Annotated in this window: 17 protein-coding genes and 3 tRNA genes; 9 read left to right on the top strand and 11 right to left on the bottom strand. The window is 71.8% G+C overall.

Annotated features, from left to right (window positions below; all coding sequences use genetic code 11):
• Positions 1-32: 32 nt before the first annotated feature.
• The 4 genes from AB0K21_RS28010 to kdpF are packed head-to-tail and all read right to left on the bottom strand — an operon-like array spanning position 33 to position 4,773.
• Entirely contained in the window at positions 33-890 is an 858-nt protein-coding gene (locus tag AB0K21_RS28010; RefSeq protein ID WP_343973439.1) for a potassium-transporting ATPase subunit C, read from the bottom strand.
• Entirely contained in the window at positions 891-3,023 is a 2,133-nt protein-coding gene (gene kdpB / locus AB0K21_RS28005; RefSeq protein ID WP_364154575.1) for a potassium-transporting ATPase subunit KdpB, read from the bottom strand.
• Positions 3,023-4,684: a potassium-transporting ATPase subunit KdpA gene (gene kdpA, locus AB0K21_RS28000; RefSeq protein WP_343974045.1), complete on the bottom strand. Its 1,662-nt coding sequence runs from the start codon at positions 4,682-4,684 to the stop codon at positions 3,023-3,025. Before kdpA ends, kdpB begins: the two co-directional genes overlap by 1 nt.
• Positions 4,684-4,773: a K(+)-transporting ATPase subunit F gene (gene kdpF / locus AB0K21_RS27995; RefSeq protein ID WP_037972605.1), complete on the bottom strand. Its 90-nt coding sequence runs from the start codon at positions 4,771-4,773 to the stop codon at positions 4,684-4,686. The genes kdpA and kdpF overlap by 1 nt, the downstream gene beginning before the upstream one ends.
• 330 nt (positions 4,774-5,103) lie before the next feature.
• Between kdpF and AB0K21_RS27990 the strand changes: the two genes are divergently transcribed.
• Positions 5,104-5,607: an NUDIX domain-containing protein gene (locus AB0K21_RS27990; protein ID WP_364154570.1), complete on the top strand. Its 504-nt coding sequence runs from the start codon at positions 5,104-5,106 to the stop codon at positions 5,605-5,607.
• A gap of 31 nt (positions 5,608-5,638) precedes the next feature.
• Here the strand turns inward: AB0K21_RS27990 and AB0K21_RS27985 are convergent.
• The 3 genes from AB0K21_RS27985 to AB0K21_RS27975 all read right to left on the bottom strand — a co-directional run bounded on the left by AB0K21_RS27985 (position 5,639) and on the right by AB0K21_RS27975 (position 6,057).
• Positions 5,639-5,711, bottom strand: a tRNA-Leu gene (locus tag AB0K21_RS27985).
• 81 nt (positions 5,712-5,792) lie between these two features.
• Positions 5,793-5,865 (bottom strand) — tRNA-Pro (locus tag AB0K21_RS27980).
• A 120-nt stretch (positions 5,866-5,985) separates the two neighbouring features.
• Positions 5,986-6,057, bottom strand: a tRNA-Gly gene (locus tag AB0K21_RS27975).
• 561 nt (positions 6,058-6,618) lie between these two features.
• Here AB0K21_RS27975 and AB0K21_RS27970 point away from each other — a divergent pair.
• A complete protein-coding gene (locus AB0K21_RS27970) occupies positions 6,619-7,590 on the top strand; it encodes an alpha/beta hydrolase (RefSeq protein WP_364154567.1) in 972 nt (323 codons plus the stop codon).
• A gap of 77 nt (positions 7,591-7,667) precedes the next feature.
• On the opposite strand, the gene AB0K21_RS27965 is transcribed toward AB0K21_RS27970, so the two are convergent.
• A complete protein-coding gene (locus tag AB0K21_RS27965) occupies positions 7,668-8,657 on the bottom strand; it encodes a radical SAM protein (RefSeq protein ID WP_364154564.1) in 990 nt (329 codons plus the stop codon).
• 268 nt (positions 8,658-8,925) lie between these two features.
• Between AB0K21_RS27965 and AB0K21_RS27960 the strand changes: the two genes are divergently transcribed.
• The 7 genes from AB0K21_RS27960 to AB0K21_RS27930 are packed head-to-tail and all read left to right on the top strand — an operon-like array spanning position 8,926 to position 16,283.
• Positions 8,926-9,153: a hypothetical protein gene (locus AB0K21_RS27960; RefSeq protein ID WP_343982362.1), complete on the top strand. Its 228-nt coding sequence runs from the start codon at positions 8,926-8,928 to the stop codon at positions 9,151-9,153.
• Positions 9,154-9,170: 17 nt separating this feature from the next.
• Positions 9,171-10,250 (top strand): radical SAM protein, encoded by a 1,080-nt coding sequence (locus AB0K21_RS27955; protein ID WP_343982365.1) that lies wholly within the window; start codon positions 9,171-9,173, stop codon positions 10,248-10,250.
• Positions 10,247-11,032, top strand: coding sequence for a sugar phosphate nucleotidyltransferase (locus AB0K21_RS27950; RefSeq protein WP_343982369.1), 786 nt, complete (start codon positions 10,247-10,249; stop codon positions 11,030-11,032). The genes AB0K21_RS27955 and AB0K21_RS27950 overlap by 4 nt, the downstream gene beginning before the upstream one ends.
• Positions 11,029-12,279, top strand: a complete 1,251-nt coding sequence (locus tag AB0K21_RS27945; RefSeq protein WP_343982372.1) for a DUF6365 family protein — start codon at positions 11,029-11,031, stop codon at positions 12,277-12,279. The genes AB0K21_RS27950 and AB0K21_RS27945 overlap by 4 nt, the downstream gene beginning before the upstream one ends.
• A 7-nt stretch (positions 12,280-12,286) precedes the next feature.
• The gene (locus AB0K21_RS27940) at positions 12,287-13,198 is read left to right on the top strand and encodes a radical SAM protein (RefSeq protein ID WP_343982375.1); all 912 of its coding nucleotides are present in this window, start codon (positions 12,287-12,289) and stop codon (positions 13,196-13,198) included.
• A 5-nt stretch (positions 13,199-13,203) separates the two neighbouring features.
• Positions 13,204-14,457, top strand: a complete 1,254-nt coding sequence (locus AB0K21_RS27935; RefSeq protein WP_343982377.1) for a polysaccharide pyruvyl transferase family protein — start codon at positions 13,204-13,206, stop codon at positions 14,455-14,457.
• Complete coding sequence (locus AB0K21_RS27930) at positions 14,454-16,283, top strand: radical SAM protein (protein ID WP_364154557.1); 1,830 nt, start codon at positions 14,454-14,456, stop codon at positions 16,281-16,283. The genes AB0K21_RS27935 and AB0K21_RS27930 overlap by 4 nt, the downstream gene beginning before the upstream one ends.
• Here the strand turns inward: AB0K21_RS27930 and AB0K21_RS27925 are convergent.
• The 3 genes from AB0K21_RS27925 to AB0K21_RS27915 form a co-directional block, all read right to left on the bottom strand.
• Entirely contained in the window at positions 16,194-18,959 is a 2,766-nt protein-coding gene (locus AB0K21_RS27925; protein WP_364154554.1) for a tetratricopeptide repeat protein, read from the bottom strand. The genes AB0K21_RS27930 and AB0K21_RS27925 overlap by 90 nt on opposite strands.
• A 2-nt stretch (positions 18,960-18,961) precedes the next feature.
• On the bottom strand, positions 18,962-19,807 hold the full coding sequence (locus AB0K21_RS27920) for an ABC transporter permease (RefSeq protein ID WP_343980413.1): 846 nt from the start codon (positions 19,805-19,807) through the stop codon (positions 18,962-18,964).
• A gap of 77 nt (positions 19,808-19,884) precedes the next feature.
• The gene (locus tag AB0K21_RS27915) at positions 19,885-20,838 is read right to left on the bottom strand and encodes an ABC transporter ATP-binding protein (RefSeq protein WP_343980410.1); all 954 of its coding nucleotides are present in this window, start codon (positions 20,836-20,838) and stop codon (positions 19,885-19,887) included.
• Positions 20,839-21,016: the final 178 nt, after the last annotated feature.

Here is a 21,016-nt window from a genome sequence, read left to right as displayed (position 1 = left end):
GGAGACCCCGGTCCCCGGCCCCGGGGCGGAGGTCAGCCTCCGTCGAGCGCCAGATTGAGTGCGAGGACGTTCACCGCCGGTTCGCCCATGAAGCCGAGGAAACGGCCCGTGGTGTTCTCCGCGATCAGCCGCCTGACCCTCTCCACTGGTACTCCGCGCTCCCTGGCCACGCGGGCCGCCTGGAGTTCGGCGTAGGGGACCGAGATGTCCGGGTCAAGGCCGGAGCCGCTGGCGGTGACCGCGTCGGCGGGCACGACCGCCCGGACCGTCGTACCGCGGACCGGAACGGTGCGGCCGGCCGCGTAGCTCTCGCCGGGTCTACCGCACTCGACCCTGACACCACGGTACTCGGCGACGAACGGGGGCGCGGGGCAGGCCTGGTTGACGCTGACGGCCCTGGTCGGGGTGCCGGCCGCCGGGAAGACCTTCAGCACGGCACCGACGCCGTCGGGTGTGCAGTACGGCCGGGCACCGCTGACGCCCTCCAGTTCCCCGACGGCCCTGGAGCGGGCGCAGACCTGGGTGAGCAGGCTCCGTCTGCCCTCGCCCCCGGCACCCGGAACGGGCAGGACGTCCACGACGTCCTCGGGTCCCAGGTTGCTCGCGGCGGTGGAGAGCATGTCGTAGCCGTCGCCGGCCATGGACGGCCGGCTCTGGAAGTACCTCCCGACGGGCCTGCCCGCCGCGTCCGTGAAGTTCTGGCCGACGAGCGCGCTGCCCACCTCCCGTCCGTCCTTCTCCACGAGGGAACCGTTGGCCCCGTCGTGGAAGGCGAGCTGAGCGATGCCGGTGACCACCAGCGGGTAGAGGGCACCGGTGAGCAGGGTCAGGACGAGCAGCGCGCGGAGCGCGGCGAGATACCTGTGCATCCAGATGGGCATGTGTTTCATTTACGACATTCCCGGAAGGAGGTGGATGAGAAGGTCTATCAGCTTGATGCCGATGAACGGGGCGACGATGCCGCCCAGACCGTAGACGTAGAGGTTGCGGCTGAGCAGCTTCGACGCGCTGGAGGGGCGGTAGCGCACACCCCGCAGGGCGAGCGGGATCAGCGCGATGATCACCAGGGCGTTGAAGACGACCGCGGACAGGATCGCCGACTGCGGACCGGCCAGACGCATCACGTTCAGCGCGTCCAGGCCCGGGTAGACCGCCGCGAACATCGCGGGAATGATCGCGAAGTACTTGGCGATGTCGTTGGCGATCGAGAACGTCGTCAGCGCGCCGCGGGTGATGAGCAGCTGCTTGCCGATCTCGACGATCTCGATGAGCTTGGTCGGGTTGGAGTCGAGGTCGACCATGTTGCCGGCCTCCTTGGCGGCCGACGTGCCGGTGTTCATCGCCACCCCGACATCGGCCTGCGCGAGCGCGGGCGCGTCGTTGGTACCGTCACCGGTCATCGCGACCAGCCGGCCGCCCTCCTGCTCCGACCTGATCAGCGCGAGCTTGTCCTCCGGAGTCGCCTCGGCCAGGAAGTCGTCCACCCCCGCCTCGTCCGCGATCGCCCTGGCCGTCAGCGGATTGTCACCCGTGATCATGACCGTGCGGATGCCCATCCGGCGCATCTCGTCGAACCGCTCACGCATCCCCTGCTTGACCACGTCCTTGAGATGAACCACCCCCAACACCCGCGCCCGGCCGTCGGCGATCTCACCGACGACCAGCGGGGTGCCACCGGAGCCGGAGACGGCGTCGACGATGCCTCCGACCGCCTCGACGGGGTGGCCGCCCTGCTCGCGGACCCACTTCATCACGGCGGTGGCGGCGCCCTTGCGGACCTGGCGCCCTTCGAGGTCGACGCCGCTCATCCGGGTCTGCGCGGTGAACCCGATCCACCGGGCGCGGGCGAGCTCTCCCGGCAGGCGCTCTCGCAGGCCGTGCTGCTGCTTGGCGTAGACCACGATCGAGCGGCCCTCGGGGGTCTCGTCGGCCAGGCTGGCCAGCTGCGCGGCCTCCGCCAGCTCCTCCGCGGAGACTCCGGGGGCGGTCAGGAACGCCGACGCCTGCCGGTTGCCCAGGGTGATGGTGCCGGTCTTGTCCAGCAGCAGGGTGTTGACGTCCCCGGCGGCCTCGACCGCGCGGCCGCTCATCGCGAGCACGTTGCGCTGGACCAGGCGGTCCATGCCGGCGATGCCGATCGCCGACAGCAGCGCCCCGATGGTGGTCGGGATGAGGCAGACCAGCAGCGCGACCAGCACGACACCGGTGACACCGTCCTCGGTCAGGGCCGGTGAGTCCGGGACCCCGGGGTTCTGGGCCTTGGCGTAGATCGCCATCGGCTGCATGGTCGCGGTGGCGACCAGAAAGATGATCGTCAGGGCGGCCAGCAGGATGTTGAGGGCGATCTCGTTGGGCGTCTTCTGCCGTCCGGCGCCCTCGACCAGGGCGATCATCCGATCGATGAAGCTCTCGCCGGGCCGCTGGGTGATCTGGACGACGATCCGGTCGCTCAGCACCTTGGTGCCGCCGGTCACCGCCGACCTGTCACCGCCCGACTCGCGGATGACCGGGGCCGACTCACCGGTGATGGCCGACTCGTCCACCGAGGCGATACCGTCGACCACGTCGCCGTCACCTGGAATGATCTCTCCGGCCTCCACCACGACGAAGTCTCCCCGCAGCAGCTCGGGAGCCCCGACGACGTCCCACTCGGCGGAGTCGCGGCCACGCAGCCGCCGCGCCGTGGTCTCGCGCTTGGCGGCGCGCAACGCGGCCGCCTGCGCCTTGCCGCGCCCCTCGGCGACTGCCTCGGCCAGGTTGGCGAAGAGCACGGTCAGCCAGAGCCACACCACGGCGGCCCAGGCGAAGAACGAGGGGTTCACCACCGCGAGCGCCGTGCTGAAGGCCGCGCCGATCTCGACGATCAGCATCACCGGGTTGCGCCAGAGCGTGGCCGGATTGAGCTTCCTGAACGCCTCGGGCAGCGATGTGACAAGTCGCCCGGGATGGAGGAGGCCGCCGCCCACCCTGCCGTTTCCGGGGGTGGGGGTACGGCCCGGCAGCTGGAACGTCCGGATGAACATCACTGGATTCCCTCCGCGAGCGGGCCGAGTGCCAGGGCGGGCAGGAAGGTCAGCCCGACGAGGATCACCGTCACGCCGACGACCATGCCGACGAACTGCGGCCGGTAGGTGGGCAGGGTGCCCGCCGAGACGGGCACCGGCGCCTGCACGGCCAGGGAGCCGGCCAGCGCGAGCACGAAGATGATCGGCAGGAACCGGCCGAGGACCATGCACAGGCCGAGAGCCACGGTGTACCACGGCGTGTCGGCGGTGAGGCCGCCGAACGCGGAGCCGTTGTTGTTGGCCGCGCTGGTGAAGGCGTACAGCACCTCGGAGAAGCCGTGCGGGCCGCTGTTGAGCATGCCGGCCCGCCGCTCGGCCGAGCCCATCGCCAGTGCCGTGCCGGTCAGCACCAGCACCGGCGTGACCAGGAAGTACATCGCGGCGAACTTGATCTCCCGGGAGCCGATCCGCTTGCCCAGGTATTCGGGGGTACGGCCGACCATGAGCCCGGCCACGAAGACCGTGATCACCGCGAGGACGAGGATGCCGTACAGACCCGCGCCGACGCCGCCGGGGGCGACCTCGCCCAGCATCATGCCGATCATCGTGATCATGCCGCCGAGCGCGGTGAACGAGTCGTGGGAGGAGTTCACCGCGCCGGTCGAGGTCAGGGTGGTGGCGGCGGCGAAGGCGGCGGAGCCCGGCACGCCGAAGCGCACCTCCTTGCCCTCCAGCGCGGCGCCCACCGCCTGCGGGACCGTGCCGCCGTGGGCGGTCTCCAGCCCGGTGAGCAGCGCGACGCCGGTCAGCGCCAGGATCCCCATGACCGCGACGATCGCGTAGCCCTGCCGCCTGTCGCCGACCATACGGCCGAAGGTGCGGGGCAGCGCGAAGGGGATCAGGAGGATCGCGAAGATCTCCACCCAGTTGGTCAGGCTCGTGGCGTTCTCGAAGGGGTGCGCCGAGTTCGTGTTGTAGAACCCGCCGCCGTTGGTGCCCAGCTCCTTGATGATCTCCTGGCCGGCCACCGGGCCGCCGGTGATCGCCTGGGCGCCGCCGGTCAGGGTGGTCACCTCGTGCGGGGAGGCGAAGTTCTGCACCAGTCCGCCCGCCAGCAGCACGACCGCGCCGACGAGGGCGATCGGCAGCAGGACGCGCAGGGTGCCGCGGACCAGGTCCACCCAGAAGTTGCCCAGTTCCTCGGTCTTCTGCCGGGCGAAGCCGCGGACCAGGGTGATCGCCACCGCCATGCCCACCGCGGCGGACACGAAGTTCTGCACCGCCAGGCCGGACATCTGCACCAGGTGGCCCATGGTGGACTCACCGGAGTAGGCCTGCCAGTCGGTGTTGGTGACAAAGCTGACCGCGGTGTTCCACGCGACGTGGCCGGTCACCGGCGGCCGGCCCAACGACAGGAACAGCCTATCCTGCAGCCGCTGCAGCCCGTAGAGGAAAAGGACGGAGACCGCCGAGAACGCCAGCAGGCTGCGGGCGTAGAGCCCCCACCTCTGCTCGGCGTCCGGCCGCACGCCGGCGAACCGGTAGATCATCCGCTCGGGGGCGAGGTGCCCGGTGTCGTGGTAGACGCGGTACATGTAGTCGCCCAGCGGCCGGTGGACCACCGCGAGGGCGACGACGAGGGATCCGATGAACAGGATTCCGGCCGTGGTCGACGTCATCAGAAGCGCTCCGGGAAGAGCAGGGCCACGACCATGAAGACCACCAGGCCGACGACCACGACCAGACCGGCCGCGTTGACGGTACTCACAGCCGTTCCACCGCCTTGACGACCAGCCCGAGGAACGCGAAGACCGCGATCGTCAGGGCGACGAAGATGACGTCTGTCATCCCACTCCTCGCATCCAGGGTTTGTTCTCACCACCGCCCGACGGGCAGGGCACATGCAAGGAAAGCGCTGCTTTCCGCGCTTATTGCGCCTCTTGACGGTTTCCATACGCCCCGGCACCCAGGCTTGACGCCTCCCCCGGACGGGGCCCGGCATACCTTGACGACCGCTTGACGTCCGATCACCGGCTCCCGCCGGTGGCGGCTTCCGTACGAACGACACCGTGGGCGAGAGGCTTCTATGATCGGGAAGGTGGCTGCCCCGATCTCCCGCCCCAGCGCCCGTATCCTGCTGGTCGACGACGACGACCGCCTCCTGCTGTTCCGGTTCCAGGCTCCCGCGCACTGGCCCGCCGAGCACTTCTGGGCCACCCCGGGCGGAGGGGTGCACGAGGGGGAGAGCCTGGCCGCCGCCGCGGTCCGCGAACTGCGCGAGGAGACCGGGCTGGACGTCGCGGAGGAGCGGCTGGGGCCCGTCGTGGCCCGTACCTCCGGCCTCGCCGAGTTCGGCGACGTCCTGGTCGAGGCGACCGACTCGTTCTTCTTCCTGCGCGTCGCCGGCCACACCGTCGACGTCTCGGGGCAGGAGGAGCTGGAGCGCTCGCAGATCTCGGCGCACCGCTGGTGGCCGCACCGGGAGTTCCTGACCACCCGGGAACTGGTCTTCCCGGTCAACCTGCCGGCCCTGCTACCCGGCCTGCTGGCCGGAGACCTTCCCGCGGAACCCGTCCTGCTGCCCTGGCGAAGCGGCGGATAGCCGTCCCTGCCGTCTCCGGCGTCGTATCGCGTGCCGCCCCGGGGATTCGAACCCCGAACATCCGCGTCCTGAGCGCGGCGCCTCTGCCGTTGGGCCAGAGCGGCCTGGCGCGCCGTGCGGCGCGCCGGTGGTGCCGTGTTCGATGCCGCGCCGCCGTGCTGCGCCGCCGTGGTGACACGGTGTCGTCGGAACGGCAGGACTCGAACCTGCGGCCTTCCGGTCCCTGGCCGGATGCTCTTCCTGCTGAGCCACGTTCCGTCACGCGTCCGGGCCGGTTGGCGTGGGCCGTACCGGACGCGCTGCGGGCCTGCCGACCGGGCGGGGGTCGCCACTCCCCTCGCCGAGTCCCAGTCCCATGGCCCTCTTCTTTCAGGGCGGAGCCGCAGCGGGGACTCGAACCCCGTCCTGCCGGGTGGAAGCCGGCTGCCTTACCGGTTCGGCCTCTGCGGCGTGTCCCCCGGGAATCTCCCGGAGGTGAGTCCTTTCGTGCCCTCCGGAAGGGGAGCCCGAACGAATTCGCGTTCAACGTGCTGCACTGTGGAGTTGTCCATCTCGGAAACCGGCCGTCCGGTTATCGCTGCGAAAGAGGAAATGAAGAAGCCGCCTGCGACGGAGTCTCTGGCGGCCCGGCGGTTTCCCTTTCGGGGTTTATCCGCCTGACCATCCTGGAGCCTGACCAATGCTTTTGAACAGGGCGGACGTGGGGAGCCTCATCTGCCACACCGGCGACGCACCGTGGTTCACGGCCACTCCTTTCCCTGGGCCGGGGGCGAGTTCCCCTGCCTTTGTTCATTGAAGGGCAAAACCAGCCTCGGCGCCAATTATTTTTGTCGGGTTCGTTTCTGGTGATGGATTCCGCGATCGGTACGGAATTCACCTCTCCCTCCTCACCCGTGGATCCGGGCCGGCCGGGTGGGGCCGGCGGTGTTCTCGTCTCGGCCATGTCGCGGTTGTGAAGGGGGCGCGGGTTCACGCATGATCGACGGAAGGGACCGATCTCATGGGAGTGATATGGCATTTCATCCGAACCTTGATCCCGGACTGGCCGCCGCCCTCGAGGCGACCCCCCTGCCGGTCGCGGACCTCGGTGCCGTACGGCTGGAGGACCTGCCCGGCCTCCGTCTCCAACTGAGCGCGGCGCGCGCCGCGTTGGCTCCGCTCGCGCCGGACGAGCGGGTCACGATCGAGGACCGGACGGTGCCGGGCCCGGACGGCGATCCCGACATCCGGCTACGGATCTACCGTCCGGCCGGGCGGCGGGAAGCCGTTCCCTGCCTGTACTGGATCCACGGCGGCGGGATGATCCTCGGCGACGTCGAGATGGAGGACGCGCGCCTCAACGACTACGTCGCCGAACTGGGATGCGTGATCGTCTCGGTCGACTACCGCCTGGCTCCCGAGCACCCTGACCCGGCGCCGGTCGAGGACTGCTACGCGGGCCTGGTGTGGACCGCCAAGAACGCCGCCGAACTGGGGGTGGACCCGGATCGCATCGCGGTGGGCGGGATCAGCGCCGGAGGTGGCCTGGCCGCGGGAACCGTACTGCTCGCCCGCGACCGGGGCGGCCCGGCCCTGGCGTTCCAGCTGCTGATCTGCCCGATGCTGGACGACCGCAACACCACCCCGTCCAGCCTGGAGTTCGCCGAGGCGATCGTGTGGAACCGGGCGGCGAACCTCCTGGGCTGGAAGGCCCTGCTGGGTGAGCGGGCAGGCGGCGACGACGTCTCCCCGTACGCGGCCCCGGCCAGGGCGGCCGACCTGTCGGGCCTGCCCCCGGCGTACGTCGACGTCGGTGAGCTGGAGGTCTTCAGGGACGAGTGCGTCGACTACGTCCTGCGACTGGTCCGGGCGGGTGTCTCCACCGAGTTCCATCTCTACCCGGGTGCCTTCCACGGCTTCGACGGGATGCTCCCGCAGGCGGAGATCAGCCGCCGTGCCTCCGCCGAGCGGGTGGTCGCGCTGCGCCGGGCCCTGTTCAGCTGACGGCGTTCGACTGACGGCGTTCGGCCGACGGCGTTCGGCCGACGGCGTTCGGAGCCCGCTCTCGGGGAGCGGCGGGCTCACCCCGGGGGGTCCGCCTCCCCGGGCGGCGAAAGGAGCGCCAGCGCGTGCAGGAGGGTGTCGCGCTCGCCCGCGGCGCGTCTCAGCATGTGGCGGCAGATCCCGCAGATGCCGGAGAACTCCCGCTCCGCGAGGTCGCGGTAGCGGGGCAGGGCGGTCAGCGCCTCCGTCCCCAGGGAGCCGAGGACCGCGAGGAACGGGTCGGCGGCGAGATCGGCCAGGGCCCGGCGCACGCCGTCGCGGTCGCGGGCGGCGCGGTGCAGGTCGGGCGGGCCTGCCCCCATGATGACGTTCTCGTCGCAGCAGGCCGAGATCCGCCCGTCGTAGCGGACCGTCGGGGTGTGCGCGATCGCGCACCGGCCCAGCCGCGCGCCGGGCACGCGACGTACCTCGGGGAACAGACCGCGGGCGCGGCCGTACGGCAGGGGCGGGACCGGGTGGATCTCGGCGAGATCGCGCCAGCCCTCCCCCAGCGCGCCGGAGAGGAGGTCCCGGGCCGCCTCGATCTGGGCGGGATCGTCCAGTACCTGCGCCACCAGCCACGCCCCCTCGGCGGCGACGGCACGGGCGGCGGCGGCCACGGCGGCGCGCGGGCTCGGGTGGTGGGCGTCGACGCCCAGCACGACGCAGGCCGACAGGCGCAGCACGGACCGGATCCATCCGGGGGGATCGCCGCCCGCGCCCCAGTAGCCGCTGGTGTAGGGGACGAGTGCCTTGCCCGAGGCGTGGATCCGCCGGGCCGCGTGGGCGAGGGCGCGCCGCTCCACGAACGGCTCCCCGCCTGAGACACCGACGACCCGCAGTGCCTCGTCCGCGCAGAGCCCTTCGACGATCTCCGCGAAGAGGGCGTGGTCGGTGACGCGCGGGCCGTCCGGGCGGGAGTCGACCGAGCAGTGCGCGCAGCCGACCGGGCACCGGTCGGTGATGAGGAGCAGGGCCGACCTTCCGCGTTGCCGCCGCAGGGCGTCGAGCTCGGCGAACCTGAGCATGCCCCCGACGCTACGCCGCCTCGCGCCGCGGTGGCCGCCCCCGCCCGCGCCGCGCGCCGTTTACGCCACACCGGCGGGGATCTAGGCCACCGCGCCGGACGCGTAGGCCATCGCACGCGGCCGGGCAGCCGGCCCGAGACGTGCCCTCCGCCTCCCGGCGGCCCCGGAATACGCCTGCCAGGCGGTGGTTCGGAGTCCGCCGGATTCATACCTTGATCGCGTGGGAAGCCCGACCGGCCCACGAAACCCCGTCCCATGGGAGGGACCAATGAGCGACTCGTCTCCACGCGTTCGCGATCTCGTGCAACGCGCCGCCTCCGACCCCGGGTTCGCCGAGCAGCTGCTCAGTGACCCCGAGTCGGTCGCCACCGAGTACAACCTCGGCGCCGACCACATCGACCAGATCAAGGAGCTGGCCGGCGCCGGCCTGCTCAAGCCCGCAGTCCAGGCGCACACGGTCCCCGTCAAGGAGCCCGGCGGCGGCGGCTACTACTAAACATCTCTGGGGGTGTCGTGCACTTCAACTCGATACTGGTCAGCGTCACCGAGATCTGCACGGTGGGCTGCCGGCACTGCGGCTTCACCGGCTCCACGCGGGACCGCCAGCCGACCGCGGACGAGATCGGGCGCTGGGTGGCACAGGCGTGCGACAGCGGCATCCCGGAGATCATCTTCACCGGCGGCGAGCCCTTCCAGCGATTCCGGATGCTCAGATCCGGGGTCGGGGCCGCCGCCGGCCACCCCGGCAGGCCGCGGATCTCGGTGTTCACCAGCAGCTTCTGGGGGCGCTCGGCCGCGACGGTGGACAAGATCCTCGGGCAGTTGCCCGGCCTCACCCGGCTCTTTCTGAGCACCGACGTCTACCACCAGGAACGCGTCCCCACCCAGCACGTGGTCAACGTGATCGAGGGGGCGATCGCCAGGGAGATCCCCGAGATCAGCCTCTGCATCACCATCGCCGAGGACCACGAGGAGGAGCGGATCCGCGGGCTGTACCGGCGCTTCGAGGATCGGGTGCGGGTGCATGTGGACCGGGTGATCCCCACCCCGTTCATCAAGACGGCGCACCAGGTGGGCCTGCCTCCCGACCCCGAGCACTTCTCGGCCTCGTGCTACCTGGAGACCCCGCTGATCAACCCGAACGGCGACCTGTCCGCCTGCCACATCGGCAAGGCCGGGGCCTACGTCACGCTCTCCGACCTGGCCTACTTCATGGGCAACCTGCACGAGAAGTCGTTCCAGGAGATCCTCGCCGACGCCGACCGCAACTACGAGTACCAGTTCCTGCGGGTGTACGGGCCGCAGGGCGTGGCACGCATGGTGGCCTCCTCCCCCGCGGTGCGCGGGCTGTTCAAGGGGGCGACCTTCACCAACGGCTGCGACCTCTGTTACAAGATGCTCCGCTCACTCGACGGGCGGGCCCGGTTGCGTGAGATCGCGGCCGACCCCTTCCAGCGCGAGCTGATCGACGCCATCCGGCTGGTCCGGTTCGGCGAGCGACCTCCCGAACCACGGCCCGCGCCCGGCGCTCCCCCACAGCTGAGCGGCGCTCCCCAACCGGTCGCTCCCCAACCAGTAAGGAGTGGCACTTGACGAGCACGGACTTCGTCGGACTCGTACCCGCCGCCGGCCGGGGCACCCGGATGGCCCCGCTGCGCTACCCCAAGGAACTGCTGCCCATCGTGTACGAGCAGGCCGAGGGAGGCGCCCGGCTGCGTCCCGTCGCCGAGTACGCGCTGGAGTCGCTGGCCGGTGCGGGGGTCGGCAGCGCGATCGTGGTGGTGGCCCCGTGGAAGCTGGAGGTGGTCGGCTACCTCGGCGACGGGCGCCACCTCGGCGTCGACATCGCCTACCTCCTCCAGGAGGAGGCGCGCGGCCTGGCCTGGGCACTCGACCTGGCCCGGGAATGGACCCGGGGGCGCGACGTCGTGTTCGTCATGCCCGACACGATCTTCACCCCGCCCGACGCGCTGACCCGGCTGCGCCGCGTCTACGAGGAGACGGGGGCCGACCTCGCGCTCGCGGTCTTCCCCACGCCGGACGCGCACCGCCTCGGCCCGGTGATCCTGCGCGGAGACCGGGTACACCGGGTGTTCGACAAGCCCGCCGACCCGCCGGTCATGAACACCTGGGGCGCGGCGATCTGGGGGGGCGCCTTCACGAGGCTCCTGCACGAGGGGCTGATCCAGGACACCCGGGAGAAGGCCCCCCGGAACGGCGAGCCGGTGCTCGGCCACTACTTCGACCTCGCGGTCCGCAGCGGCCTGCGGGTCCGCGCCGTCGAGTTCCCCGGCGGCACGTTCCAGGACGTCGGGACACCGCTCGCCGTCCGCCGGTCCATGGAGGGCCCCTCACTTCTGGCGGTGGGTCCGTGAGACTTCTCTTCTTCGCGATGAGCAGCGCCGGATACGGCGAGACGCTGATCGGCATGTCGCTGGCCCGCCAGCTCAGGGTGGCCGGAATCGAGAGCTTCTTCATCGTCGAGCCCACGTCGGAGAGGCTGCTGCGTGGCAGCGGTTTCCCGTACCTGGTGCTGAACAACTCGATGGGCTCCTTCGCCACACTGCTGGTGGACGAGACGGTCCGCGACTTCCGCCCGGACGCGATCGTGCTGTCCGACTACTTCACCTACTGCGGCGTGTTCCCCAAGCGCTACGGCATCGACCCGTGGTTCATCGAACGGTACGGCCTGCCGATCATGCCGATCGACATCTGGGAGTGGGCCAACACCGAGTTCGCGGTGGACGTCTTCCAGGGCAAGTCGATGGGCGTCACCCGGCGGATCATGGACATGCCCACCCACCTGCGCCCGGTGCCGATCTGTCATCTGGACGAGGAGCCGGGAACGTACCCCTTCCGGCTCTGGGAGGGCAACGAGCGGGTCAGCCGCCGTACCCGCCACCACCTGCGCGAGACGTTCGGGATGGCGCCGGAGGACCGGATGGTGCTGCTCGCGGTGGCCGGATGGCAGCAGGACAGGTACGCCGACGAGAACGGCGACCGGATCGCCGACCAGGTTCCCGAACTGCTCGTGCACTACCTGCGGCAGCTGCCGCCCAGCGCCCGCTTCGTGCTGGTGGGCAGCGTGCCGCCGGTGCTGGCGGATCTGGCCGACCGCGCCCATGTCATTCCCGCCTGCTCGCCGCACCGGTTCAACGTGCTGCTGGGCTCGGTCGACCTGGTGCTGACGCTCAACCTGGGCGCCACCACCCTGGCCAGGGCCGTGCTGTCCGACATCCCCGGGCTGGTGCTGACCAACCGGTTCGACGTCCCGGAGAAACCGGACATCGACCGGGTCGAGGCGGAGCTGTCCGGCCTGTCGGAGGACGTCCGCTCCTGGCTGTCGCGGACCCTGCCCATGTATCCGTTCCGGATGTGGCCGCTGGGGTTCCACAGCTTCCTCGATCCCATCGTGGCGAAAAATCCCTATATATCGACCTTCGCCCACGCCGAGCTGCTCGACGAGCCCGCCGTGCTGTCCGCGCTGCACGGCGTGCTGTACGACCGAGGGGTCCAGGACGACCTGGCACGCGAGCGGGCCGCGTACCTGGAGACGCTGACCGATCATCCCGGCACCCCCGAGGTCTTCGCCTCGGCGGCGCGCCGCCTGGGCCTGGTGTGAGGTGGACATGAAACAGCTGAGCATGCACGTGACCGACCTGTGCAACGAGAAGTGCGGCTTCTGCGTCGTGGGGTCGCCGCTGGCGAAGTCCGACAGCGTGGAGTACGGCGACCTGATCCGCTTCCTCGCCGAGAACTCGGGGCAGGGGTACGCGTCGGTGAACCTGCACGGCGGGGAGCCGACGATCCATCCGCGCCTGTTCGAGCTGCTGCGTACGATCCGGCTGCTGGAGTACCCGCGGGTGGAGATCCAGACCAACGCGCGCCGCCTGAAGGACCCGGAGTTCACCCAGCGCCTCGCCGAGGCCGGGGTCGAGCTGTTCGTGGTCTCGCTGCACGGTTCCACCTCGGTGATCCAGGACTGCCTGACCCAGACGCCCGGCGGGTTCGACGAGACGATCGAGGGCATCCGCAACGCCAAGCGCTCGGGCGTCGCCGTGCGGACCAACACCGTCATCACCCGGCTCAACATGGGCCGGCTGATGGACATCTGCCGGCTCTGCGTCGAGCTGGGGGTCGACCACGTCAACATCTCCAACCTGCACCCGGTGGGCAGCGGCTTCTTCGCCCTCGACATGCAGGCGCCCACGGTCGCCGAGACCCGTGATCACCTGCTGCCGGTGATCGAGATGATGCTCGCCTCACCGGCGCGGCTGACCCTGGAGGGCTTCCCGCTCTGCGTGGTCACCCCGCACGAGGCACTGGCCATCGAGGACGGCACGCGCTCGATCCGGATGATGTACCAGGGCAACGTCCTGGACGACTACGACGCGTTCATGGACGAGCAGATGCGCTCGTACGGGCCGCCCTGCGACGGCTGCCCGCTGCGGACGCAGTGCGGCGGGGTCTACAACGAGTACGCCGAGCGCCGCGGCTGGGAAGAGTTCGGCCTGCGCCAGCCGTACCCCATCGGCGGGTGAGCGGGATGTCCCGGCGGATCGCGATCTGGGCGGGCAGCAGCCTGCCCAACGTCGGCGACCGGCTGCTGGCGGCGGTGACGGAGACCGAGCTCTCCCGCCGCCTGCCGGATGCCGTATTCGGGCACTTCTGCCCGTGGAGCACGGCGGCGGAGCCAGCGCCGCTCTGGGTGGACGGGGTGGGGAACTGGCCCGGCACGGGATCGTTCGACGCCGTCGTGATGGCGGGTGGCCTGTGGAGCGGCCCGCCGTTCCGGCACCCGATCATGCAGGTGTTCTGCCTGGGAGGCGACCCTCGGGCGTTCGACCCCGGCGTGTGGGTCGCCTGGCACGGCGTGGGCCTGCAGGACGACACCCCGGCGGCGGCGCGCGACGACTGGCGCGGCTACCTGAGGGCGGTCCGGGAGCGGATCGACCACCTGACCGTGCGCGGCGCGGCGGCCGCCCTGCGGATGGGCGAGGCGACCGGCGTGCCGGACACGACCCTCGTCCCCGATCCCGCCTTCGCACTGGAGCCGCTGTCCCGGCCACCGCGCCCGGGACGGCGCCGGCCGCTGATCGGCGTCGCCGTCGGCGCCCCGGGAGTGACCTCGCAACTGATCACCCACCTCGTCGGCCGCAACCTCGCCGGGCACGGCGCGGCGGACCTCGCGCTGTGCGTGCCACCCGAGCAGGTCATGGCCGAGGCGACGAGTCCCGGGGAGCGGGCCGCCGCGCTGGGGTTCGTGACGGAGCTGGGCCTGACGCTGATCGAGCTGGCGGGCTTCGCCGACATCGAGTTCATCACGGTGCCCAACATCTACGGGGACGAGGAGGTCGGCACCCGGTTCGCCCGCTCGGTGCCGGGCGCCCGCATCCGGGAGATCCCCCTTCGGAGAACCTCCACCGGGGCCGGGGAGCTCACCGAGGCCCTTTCCCACTGCGACCTCGTCCTCGTCTCCCGCTACCACAGCGCGATCCTCGCGCTGCGCGGCGCCACCCCGTTCGTGGCGGTCGACCCGTTCTGGAGCCGCCGCAACGGCACGAGCAAACTGCACGAGCTCACCGGCGAGCTGGGCATGGCGCACCGCTACTGGAACGCGCACACCGGCGAGAACCTCATCGAGATCGTGGAACGCGCGCTGGACGAGGAGCCGATCGAGGCCGTCGCCTACCGGGAGGCGCACGCGCGGGCGACGGCCGCCTTCGACGGGCTCGCCGAGGCACTGCGCTCCGCGCGGCCGAGAGTGACGCCGAAAGCGACAGCGGGGAGATCGTCATGACCCTGAAGGCCGTACTCGTCTACTCCAACGACGACGGGTTCTCGCTGGGGGTGGAGCTGATCCGGGCGGCCGTGGCCGACCGCCTCCCCCCGTCGCGGGTCGAGCACCGGGTCTGGTTCCACGAGGACGTGGGCAACCTGGCCGAGGACTACCTGGGGCACTACAACGCCTTCATGGCGCGGCTGTTCGACTACCGGCCGGACGTGATCTCCTTCTCCGCGTTCGTATGGAACCACGATGAGTTCACCCGGATGGGACGCATCGTCAAGCGGCACCTGCCGGACTGCCGCGTCGTGTGGGGCGGCGCCCAGGCCAACTCCCGGCGGATGGCCGCCCACCTGCTGCGCGAGTACCCGTGGCTGGACCTGGTGCTGCGCGGCGAGGCCGAGGAGGCGTACCCTGACCTGCTGGAACACCTGGCGCGGGGTGGCGACCTGGGCGCGGTGGCAGGCCTCACCCGGCGCGTCGACGGCGAGCCCGTGCACAACGACGACCCGCCCGACGTCGACCTGGGCGCGCTGCCGCTGGTCTTCACCGCCGACAGGCTCCCCCTGGAGCCGATCCTGCGGCGCAGGCCCGGCGCGGTCCTGGCCTACGAGACGGGCCGGGGGTGCCGGCAGAAGTGCAGGTTCTGCCTCTACAGCGCGCCGAAACTCCGCGCGTTCCCGATGGAGCGGATCGAGCGCGAGCTGACCTACCTGCTGGCCGGAGGCATCCCCTACCTGCGGATGTGCGACGCCCACCTGGGCATCTCGCGGCACCGGGCCATGGAGATCTTCGAGATCGTCGCCGAGCACAACCGGGGGACGGTGGTGGACGTCTACCCGGATGTCAAACACGTCGACCTCGACTACGTACGGGCGATGAACCGCGCCGGGTGCCGCGTGATCACCCTGGGCATCCAGTCGTCCGACGCCGACACCCTGCAACTGGCGGCCCGCAGGTTCGACCGGCAGCGGTTCGCCCAGGCCGCCTCCCTCATCCGCCGCCACCACAACCACGCCCTGGCCGCGGACATCATCATCGGCATGCCGGGGGACAACGCGGACAAGGTCCGCGACAGCGTGCGCTTCGCCTACGCGAGCGGGGTGGAGAAGGTGCACTTCGCACCGCTGATGGCCTTCCCCGGGACCGACTTCTTCGAGTACGCCGAGCAGTACGGCATCGAGTTCTTCGACTTCCAGCCCCCGCTCGTCGTCAGCTCGCGCGGCTTCGGCACCGAGGACTACCGGCGGGCGATGGTCTTCGCCGGGCGGATCGAGGCGCTGCAGGACATCGCGCCCACCCTGCTGCGCTGCATGATCGCGATCGCGGACTGCGACGTCGCGGACTGGGCCGAGCGCCTGGACCTGGGCTCCGGCGCCGACCCCGCGCCCCTCATCGAGGAGGCGGAGCTGCCCTCCGGGGCGCGCCGCCTGCTGCTCGACGGGCTCGCCTGGGACGCGGCGGTCCAGGCCCAGCGGGCGACGACCGCGCAGGATCCACCGGGGCTCGCCGACGGCGCGCTCGTCGCGGGCGTCGCGCCGGACGCCGTGCACTGGGCCGACCACCCCGTTCACCTGCTGCTGCGCGACTTCACCCTGACCTTCGACGCGCTCGCCCGCGAACGCCAGGGCTACCTGTTCCCCCGGGGCGGCGCGGTGGGCTACCCGCTGACCGGCCCGCTGCTGGCCGCCTACGAGGCGGCCGCGGTGGGGATCACGGTCGGTGAGTGGCGGGACAAGACGCGGGCCGGCTCAGCCACCGAGCCGACCCGTGAGGTATGCGACGCGGCCTTCAGGATCCTCTGCGCCACCGGGGTCGTCGCGCTGCGCGAGGAGGGGTGAGTCCTGCTCGCGCAGGGATCTGGCCCGCGAGTCGTACTCGCGGGCCAGATCCCTGCGCGAGGACAGGCCGAGCTTGGCGAACACGCTGGACAGCTGGGCCTGGACCGTGCGGGGCGACACGAAGAGCTTCGCGCCGATCTCGCGGTTGGTCAGCCCGCCGGACGCCAGCAGGGCCACCTGGCGTTCGGCCCTGGTCAGCGCGGCCCAGCCGACCCCCTGTCCGCGCGGCCCCCGGCCCCTGCCCGCGTAGACGACGGCCTGGCCGACGTCCAGCCCGGCGCCCTCGGCCCACGTGGCGGCGAAGGCGTCGGCGCCCAGCGCGGCGCGCACCCCGGCCAGGTCCGCCTCGTGCTGCGGCGCCGCCGCCGGGGGACGCGACAGCCCCAGCCGGTCGCGCAGCGACTGGGCCGCGCCGAAGAGCCTGGCGGCGTGCTCGTGGCGGTGGTGTCCTGCCGCGAGCCCGGCCATGGCCTCCAGCGAGTCTGCCGTCTGGGCGCGCAGGCCCATGGCGGCACCGGCCCGCAGCGCCGAGTGGTGCGCGGAGGCGGCGCGCGCCGGGTCGGCGCACCGGGTGACGCGGCCGAGGGTGAACAGGCACCGCCAGCTGAGCGGCCGGTCGTCGGTCTCGCGTGCGCGCGCCATGGCCTCCTCGGCGAAGGTGAGGGCCGCGGAGGCCGCGGGGGCACCGCCCGAACCCAGGATCGCCGCGCCGAGACCGGCCAGCCCCATCGCCGCCAGCCGCGCGGCGGTGCGCTCGCCCACCTCGGCGACCTCCGAGAACACCTCCCTGGCCGCCTCGTACTCGCCGATGTCGAGCAGCATCCTGCCGAGCGTGTCGAGGCAGTCGCCGAGCAGCGGCGGGGAGCCCGCGGAGCGCGCGATCTCGACCGCCTCGGCGAGCCGCTCCCCCGCCTGGCCGTACCGCCCCCGGCAGGAGGCCACCTCCCCCAGCCCCCTGAGCACCGCGGCCCTTCCCCAGACATCGCCCATCCGCTCGGCGGCGGCCAGGCTCTGTCCGAGCGCGTTCTCCGCCTCCGCGTACGCGCCCTGGTAGACGGCCACCTGCGCGATGGCGAGCAGGCCCATCTCCAGGCTCAGTTCCGAGCCGTGCCTGCGGCCGATGTCGACGCACCGCTCCAGTGCCGCGCGTGCCCCGGCGAGGTCTCCCGCGGCGACGCGGGCGTGTCCGAGCAGGACGAGCGGCGCGCAGTTCCACGCGTGGCCCGCAGGCGCCCGGCCCCGGGCGGCGAGTTCGGTGAGGGTTCGGCTGGCCGAGGCGGGCTCGCTCATCGTCCGCAGGCCCGCCAGTACCGCGAGGGCCCGGGTCTGCCCGGCCTCGTCTCCCAGCTCGCGGAACATGGCCAGGGCCCGGCGGCAGGCGTCCGCGGCGTCGGCGTACTCACCGAGGGCGCAGGAGAGCACCGCGGTGCTCAGCGCCGCGGCGGCCGGCACCTCACCGTGGCCCAGCCCCCCGGCGGAGACCAGCGAGGCGAGCCAGCCGCGCCCCTCTCGCGGGCGGCCCCGCACGATCCAGTACGTCTCCAGCGCGCTCGCCAGCCTGGCCCCGACCGTCGCGGGCCCGCCGGAGACACACCAGCGCAGCACCGCCCGCATGTTGGCGTAGGCGGCTTCGACGCGTTCCAGGTGCGGCGTGGCGGCGCCCGTGGTGAGCGCCTCCGCCGCCCGCTCGGCCAGCGCCGCGTAGTACTCGGCGTGGCGCGCCCGCACGGTCTCGGCTTCGCCGCCGGCGCGCAGTTCCTGCCCCGCGTAGGCGCGCACGACCCGCAGCAGCCGGTAGCGGGTCACGGTACCCGTGGTGTCGCACTCGACGAGGGACCTGGACACGAGCCTGGCCAGGAGGTCGACGACGGCGTCGGGTCTGATGCCCGCGCCCGCGCAGACCCCCTCCACGTCGTCGATGACGAAGCCGTCCTCGAACACCGCGAGCCTGCGCAGCAGCAGCCGCTCCCGCCCGGGGAGCATCTCGTGGCTCCAGCCGATCGCCGCCTCCAGCGACCTGTGCCTGGGGTGGGCGGTGCGGCTCCCCCCGGCCAGCAGCCGGAGCGGGTCGTCGAGCCGCTCGGCGATCTGCGCCGGCGACAGCATGATCGAGCGCGCCGCGGCGAGCTCCACGGCCAGCGGCAGGCCGTCGAGGCGGCGGCAGATCTCCTCCACCGCCTCCGCGGTCTCCGGGCTGGCCAGCCGCCCCTGCGCCGCGGCGCGTTCGGCGAACAGGCGCGCGGACCTCACCACGTCAAGCGGGGCGAGGCGGTAGGTCACCTCGCCTGGAACGCTCAGCGGCTCCCTGCTGGTGGCCAGCACCCGGAGTCCGGGGTGGGTGCCGAGCAACTCCGGAACGGTCACGGCGCACCGGTCGGCGACGTGCTCGCAGGTGTCGAGCACGAGCAGCGCGGGCCCCTCGCCGGGGACCACGGCAAGGGCGTCGAGGCCGGTGAGGTCGCCGGAACCGGCGGTCAGATCGCGGAACCAGATCCCGCCGGGATGGGCGCCGGCCCAGGTATGGGCGTACGCGTGCGCCAGCCGGGTCTTGCCGACCCCCGGCGCGCCGGTGAGCGTGACGAGCCGCGCCGAGCCGAGCAGGTCCCGCAGGCCGGCGAGTTCGACGTCGCGGCCGACGGGGTCGCCGGACCATCGCCGGGGCAGACCGCCGTCCACCGCTAACCCACCAGACGCCGCGCGAACGACCGCAGCGACAGCGCGCCCGTGACGAGCGTCCCGGCGGCGAGCACGCCCAGCGCGACCACCTCCGGCATGTGCGGGACGGCCGGGCTCAACGCGCCGCGCAGCGCCTCGCTCACGTAGACCAGCGGATTGACCAGGACCGCGGTCTGCAGCCAGGGCAGTGCCTCCAGCGCGGACCAGGGGTAGTACACGCAGCCGAGCATCATGAGCGGAACTATGAAGATCGCGAACAGCGCGCTGAGCTGCTGGGGCGGGAGCAGCGTGCCGATGAGCAGGCCCAGGCAGGCGGTCAGCAGGGACGACAGCACCAGCACCGCGATCAGCAGCGGCCAGCGGCCGAAGTCGATGTTCGGGGCCTCGCCGGGACCGTGCACGAACAGCACGGCGAGGAAGACGACCACCGCCGCGATCACCCCCTGGATCGCCCCCGCGACGATCTTCTCGACCCCGACGGCCCAGACCGGGATCGGGGCCAGCGCCCTGTCGTCGATCTCCTTGGTGTAGGACAGCTCCATGACCAGCGGGGTCGTCACGGCGAAGATGCCCTGCAGCACGATGCCCGAGGCGACCAGGCCGGGGACCAGGATCGTGGCGAACGTCTCCGCGCGCCCGGCCTCGGAGAGTCCCTGCCCCGCCCCGTACCCGATCCGCGGCAGGACCACGGCGAACACGAATATGAACAGGACGGGCTGGACCACGGTGCGGGCCATGAAGGAGGGCAGGTCCCGCCGCAGCACCCGCAGGTCCCTGGCGAGCAGCGCGCCGAAGGTGCGCGCGTAGCCGTGTGACGCGGCCGGCGGCGCGATGGTCGATGCCGTCATCGCATCTCCTTGAGCGGGGAGATCCCGGGCTCTGGCCCCGGGAGAGGGGGGCGCGGCGCGACGCCGCGGGGCGGAGGTCAATCCCGGTACTCCCGCCCGGTCAGGGCGAGGAACACCGTTTCGAGGCTGGGCCGGACGACCCGGACGTCGGCCAGCGCCAGCCCGGCGTCCTGGCCCGCGCTCACCAGGGCGGCGAGGATGCCCTCCGGCGCCAGGGTGAAGACGCGCAGCCGGTTCTCCGAGACCTCGGCGTCCGCGACTCCGGCCAGCCGCCGGGCCTGCTCGACGATCTTCTCCGGGTCCCCGTCGTAGGTGAGGGTCAGCACGGTCCGCAGGCCGGTCGCCGTCTTGAGCTCGGCGAGCTCCCCGCAGGCCAGGACGGCTCCGCGGTCGATGATCGCGATCCTGTCGCAGAGCTCCTCGGCCTCCTCCATGTAGTGGGTGGACAGCACGATCGTCTGGCCCCCGGCGCGGATCTCCCGCAGGATGTCCCAGAGGTTCACCCTGGTCTGCGGGTCCAGTCCCGAGGTGGGCTCGTCGAGGAAGAGGATGTCCGGCCGGTGCATCAGCGCCCGTGCGATCATGACGCGCTGCGCCTGGCCGCCGGACATCTCGGTGATCCTGGCCGTGGCGCGGGAACCCAGGCCGAACCGCTCCAGCAGCTCGATCGCCCGCCGCCTGGCCTCCTTCGCGGGCAGCCCGGCGTACCGGCCGCGGAACTCCAGGTTCTCGCACGCGGTGAGCTGCCGGTCGAGGTTGTTGTACTGGGCCACGACACCGATGTGGCGTTTGACCGCGATGGGCTCGCGCACCACGTCCGCGCCTCCCACCCTGGCCACACCGCCGGTGGGGACGATCCTGGTGGTGAGCATGCCGATCGTCGTCGTCTTTCCCGCCCCGTTGGGCCCGAGGAGGCCGAACATCTCCCCCGCGCCCACTCGCAGGGTGAGCCCGGCCACCGCCTCGGTCACCCCGGACGAGCTCACGTAGGTCTTGCGCAGTTCGCTGGTCTCGACCGCGACGTCCGCCATGTCCGGCTCCCTCTTCGGCACGTGGCGCCCAGTGTGCGAGCACCCGGTTAAAGCGCGCCTTGATCGTGGTTGGAATCCGGTTTGAGGCATGGCAGCGCCCCTGGCAGGGCGCGGCACCAGGTACTTCCATACCGGCTTTCAACCGTTATCCAACCGGCGGAGCCGACACTTCGTTCAG

This window comes from Streptosporangium sp. NPDC049248, from assembly GCF_040678965.1.
GTDB classification, from domain to species: Bacteria; Actinomycetota; Actinomycetes; order Streptosporangiales; family Streptosporangiaceae; genus Streptosporangium; species Streptosporangium fukuiense.
The sequence above is the reverse complement of the archived record's forward strand: the minus strand, read 5'-3'. Positions and strand labels throughout refer to the sequence as shown.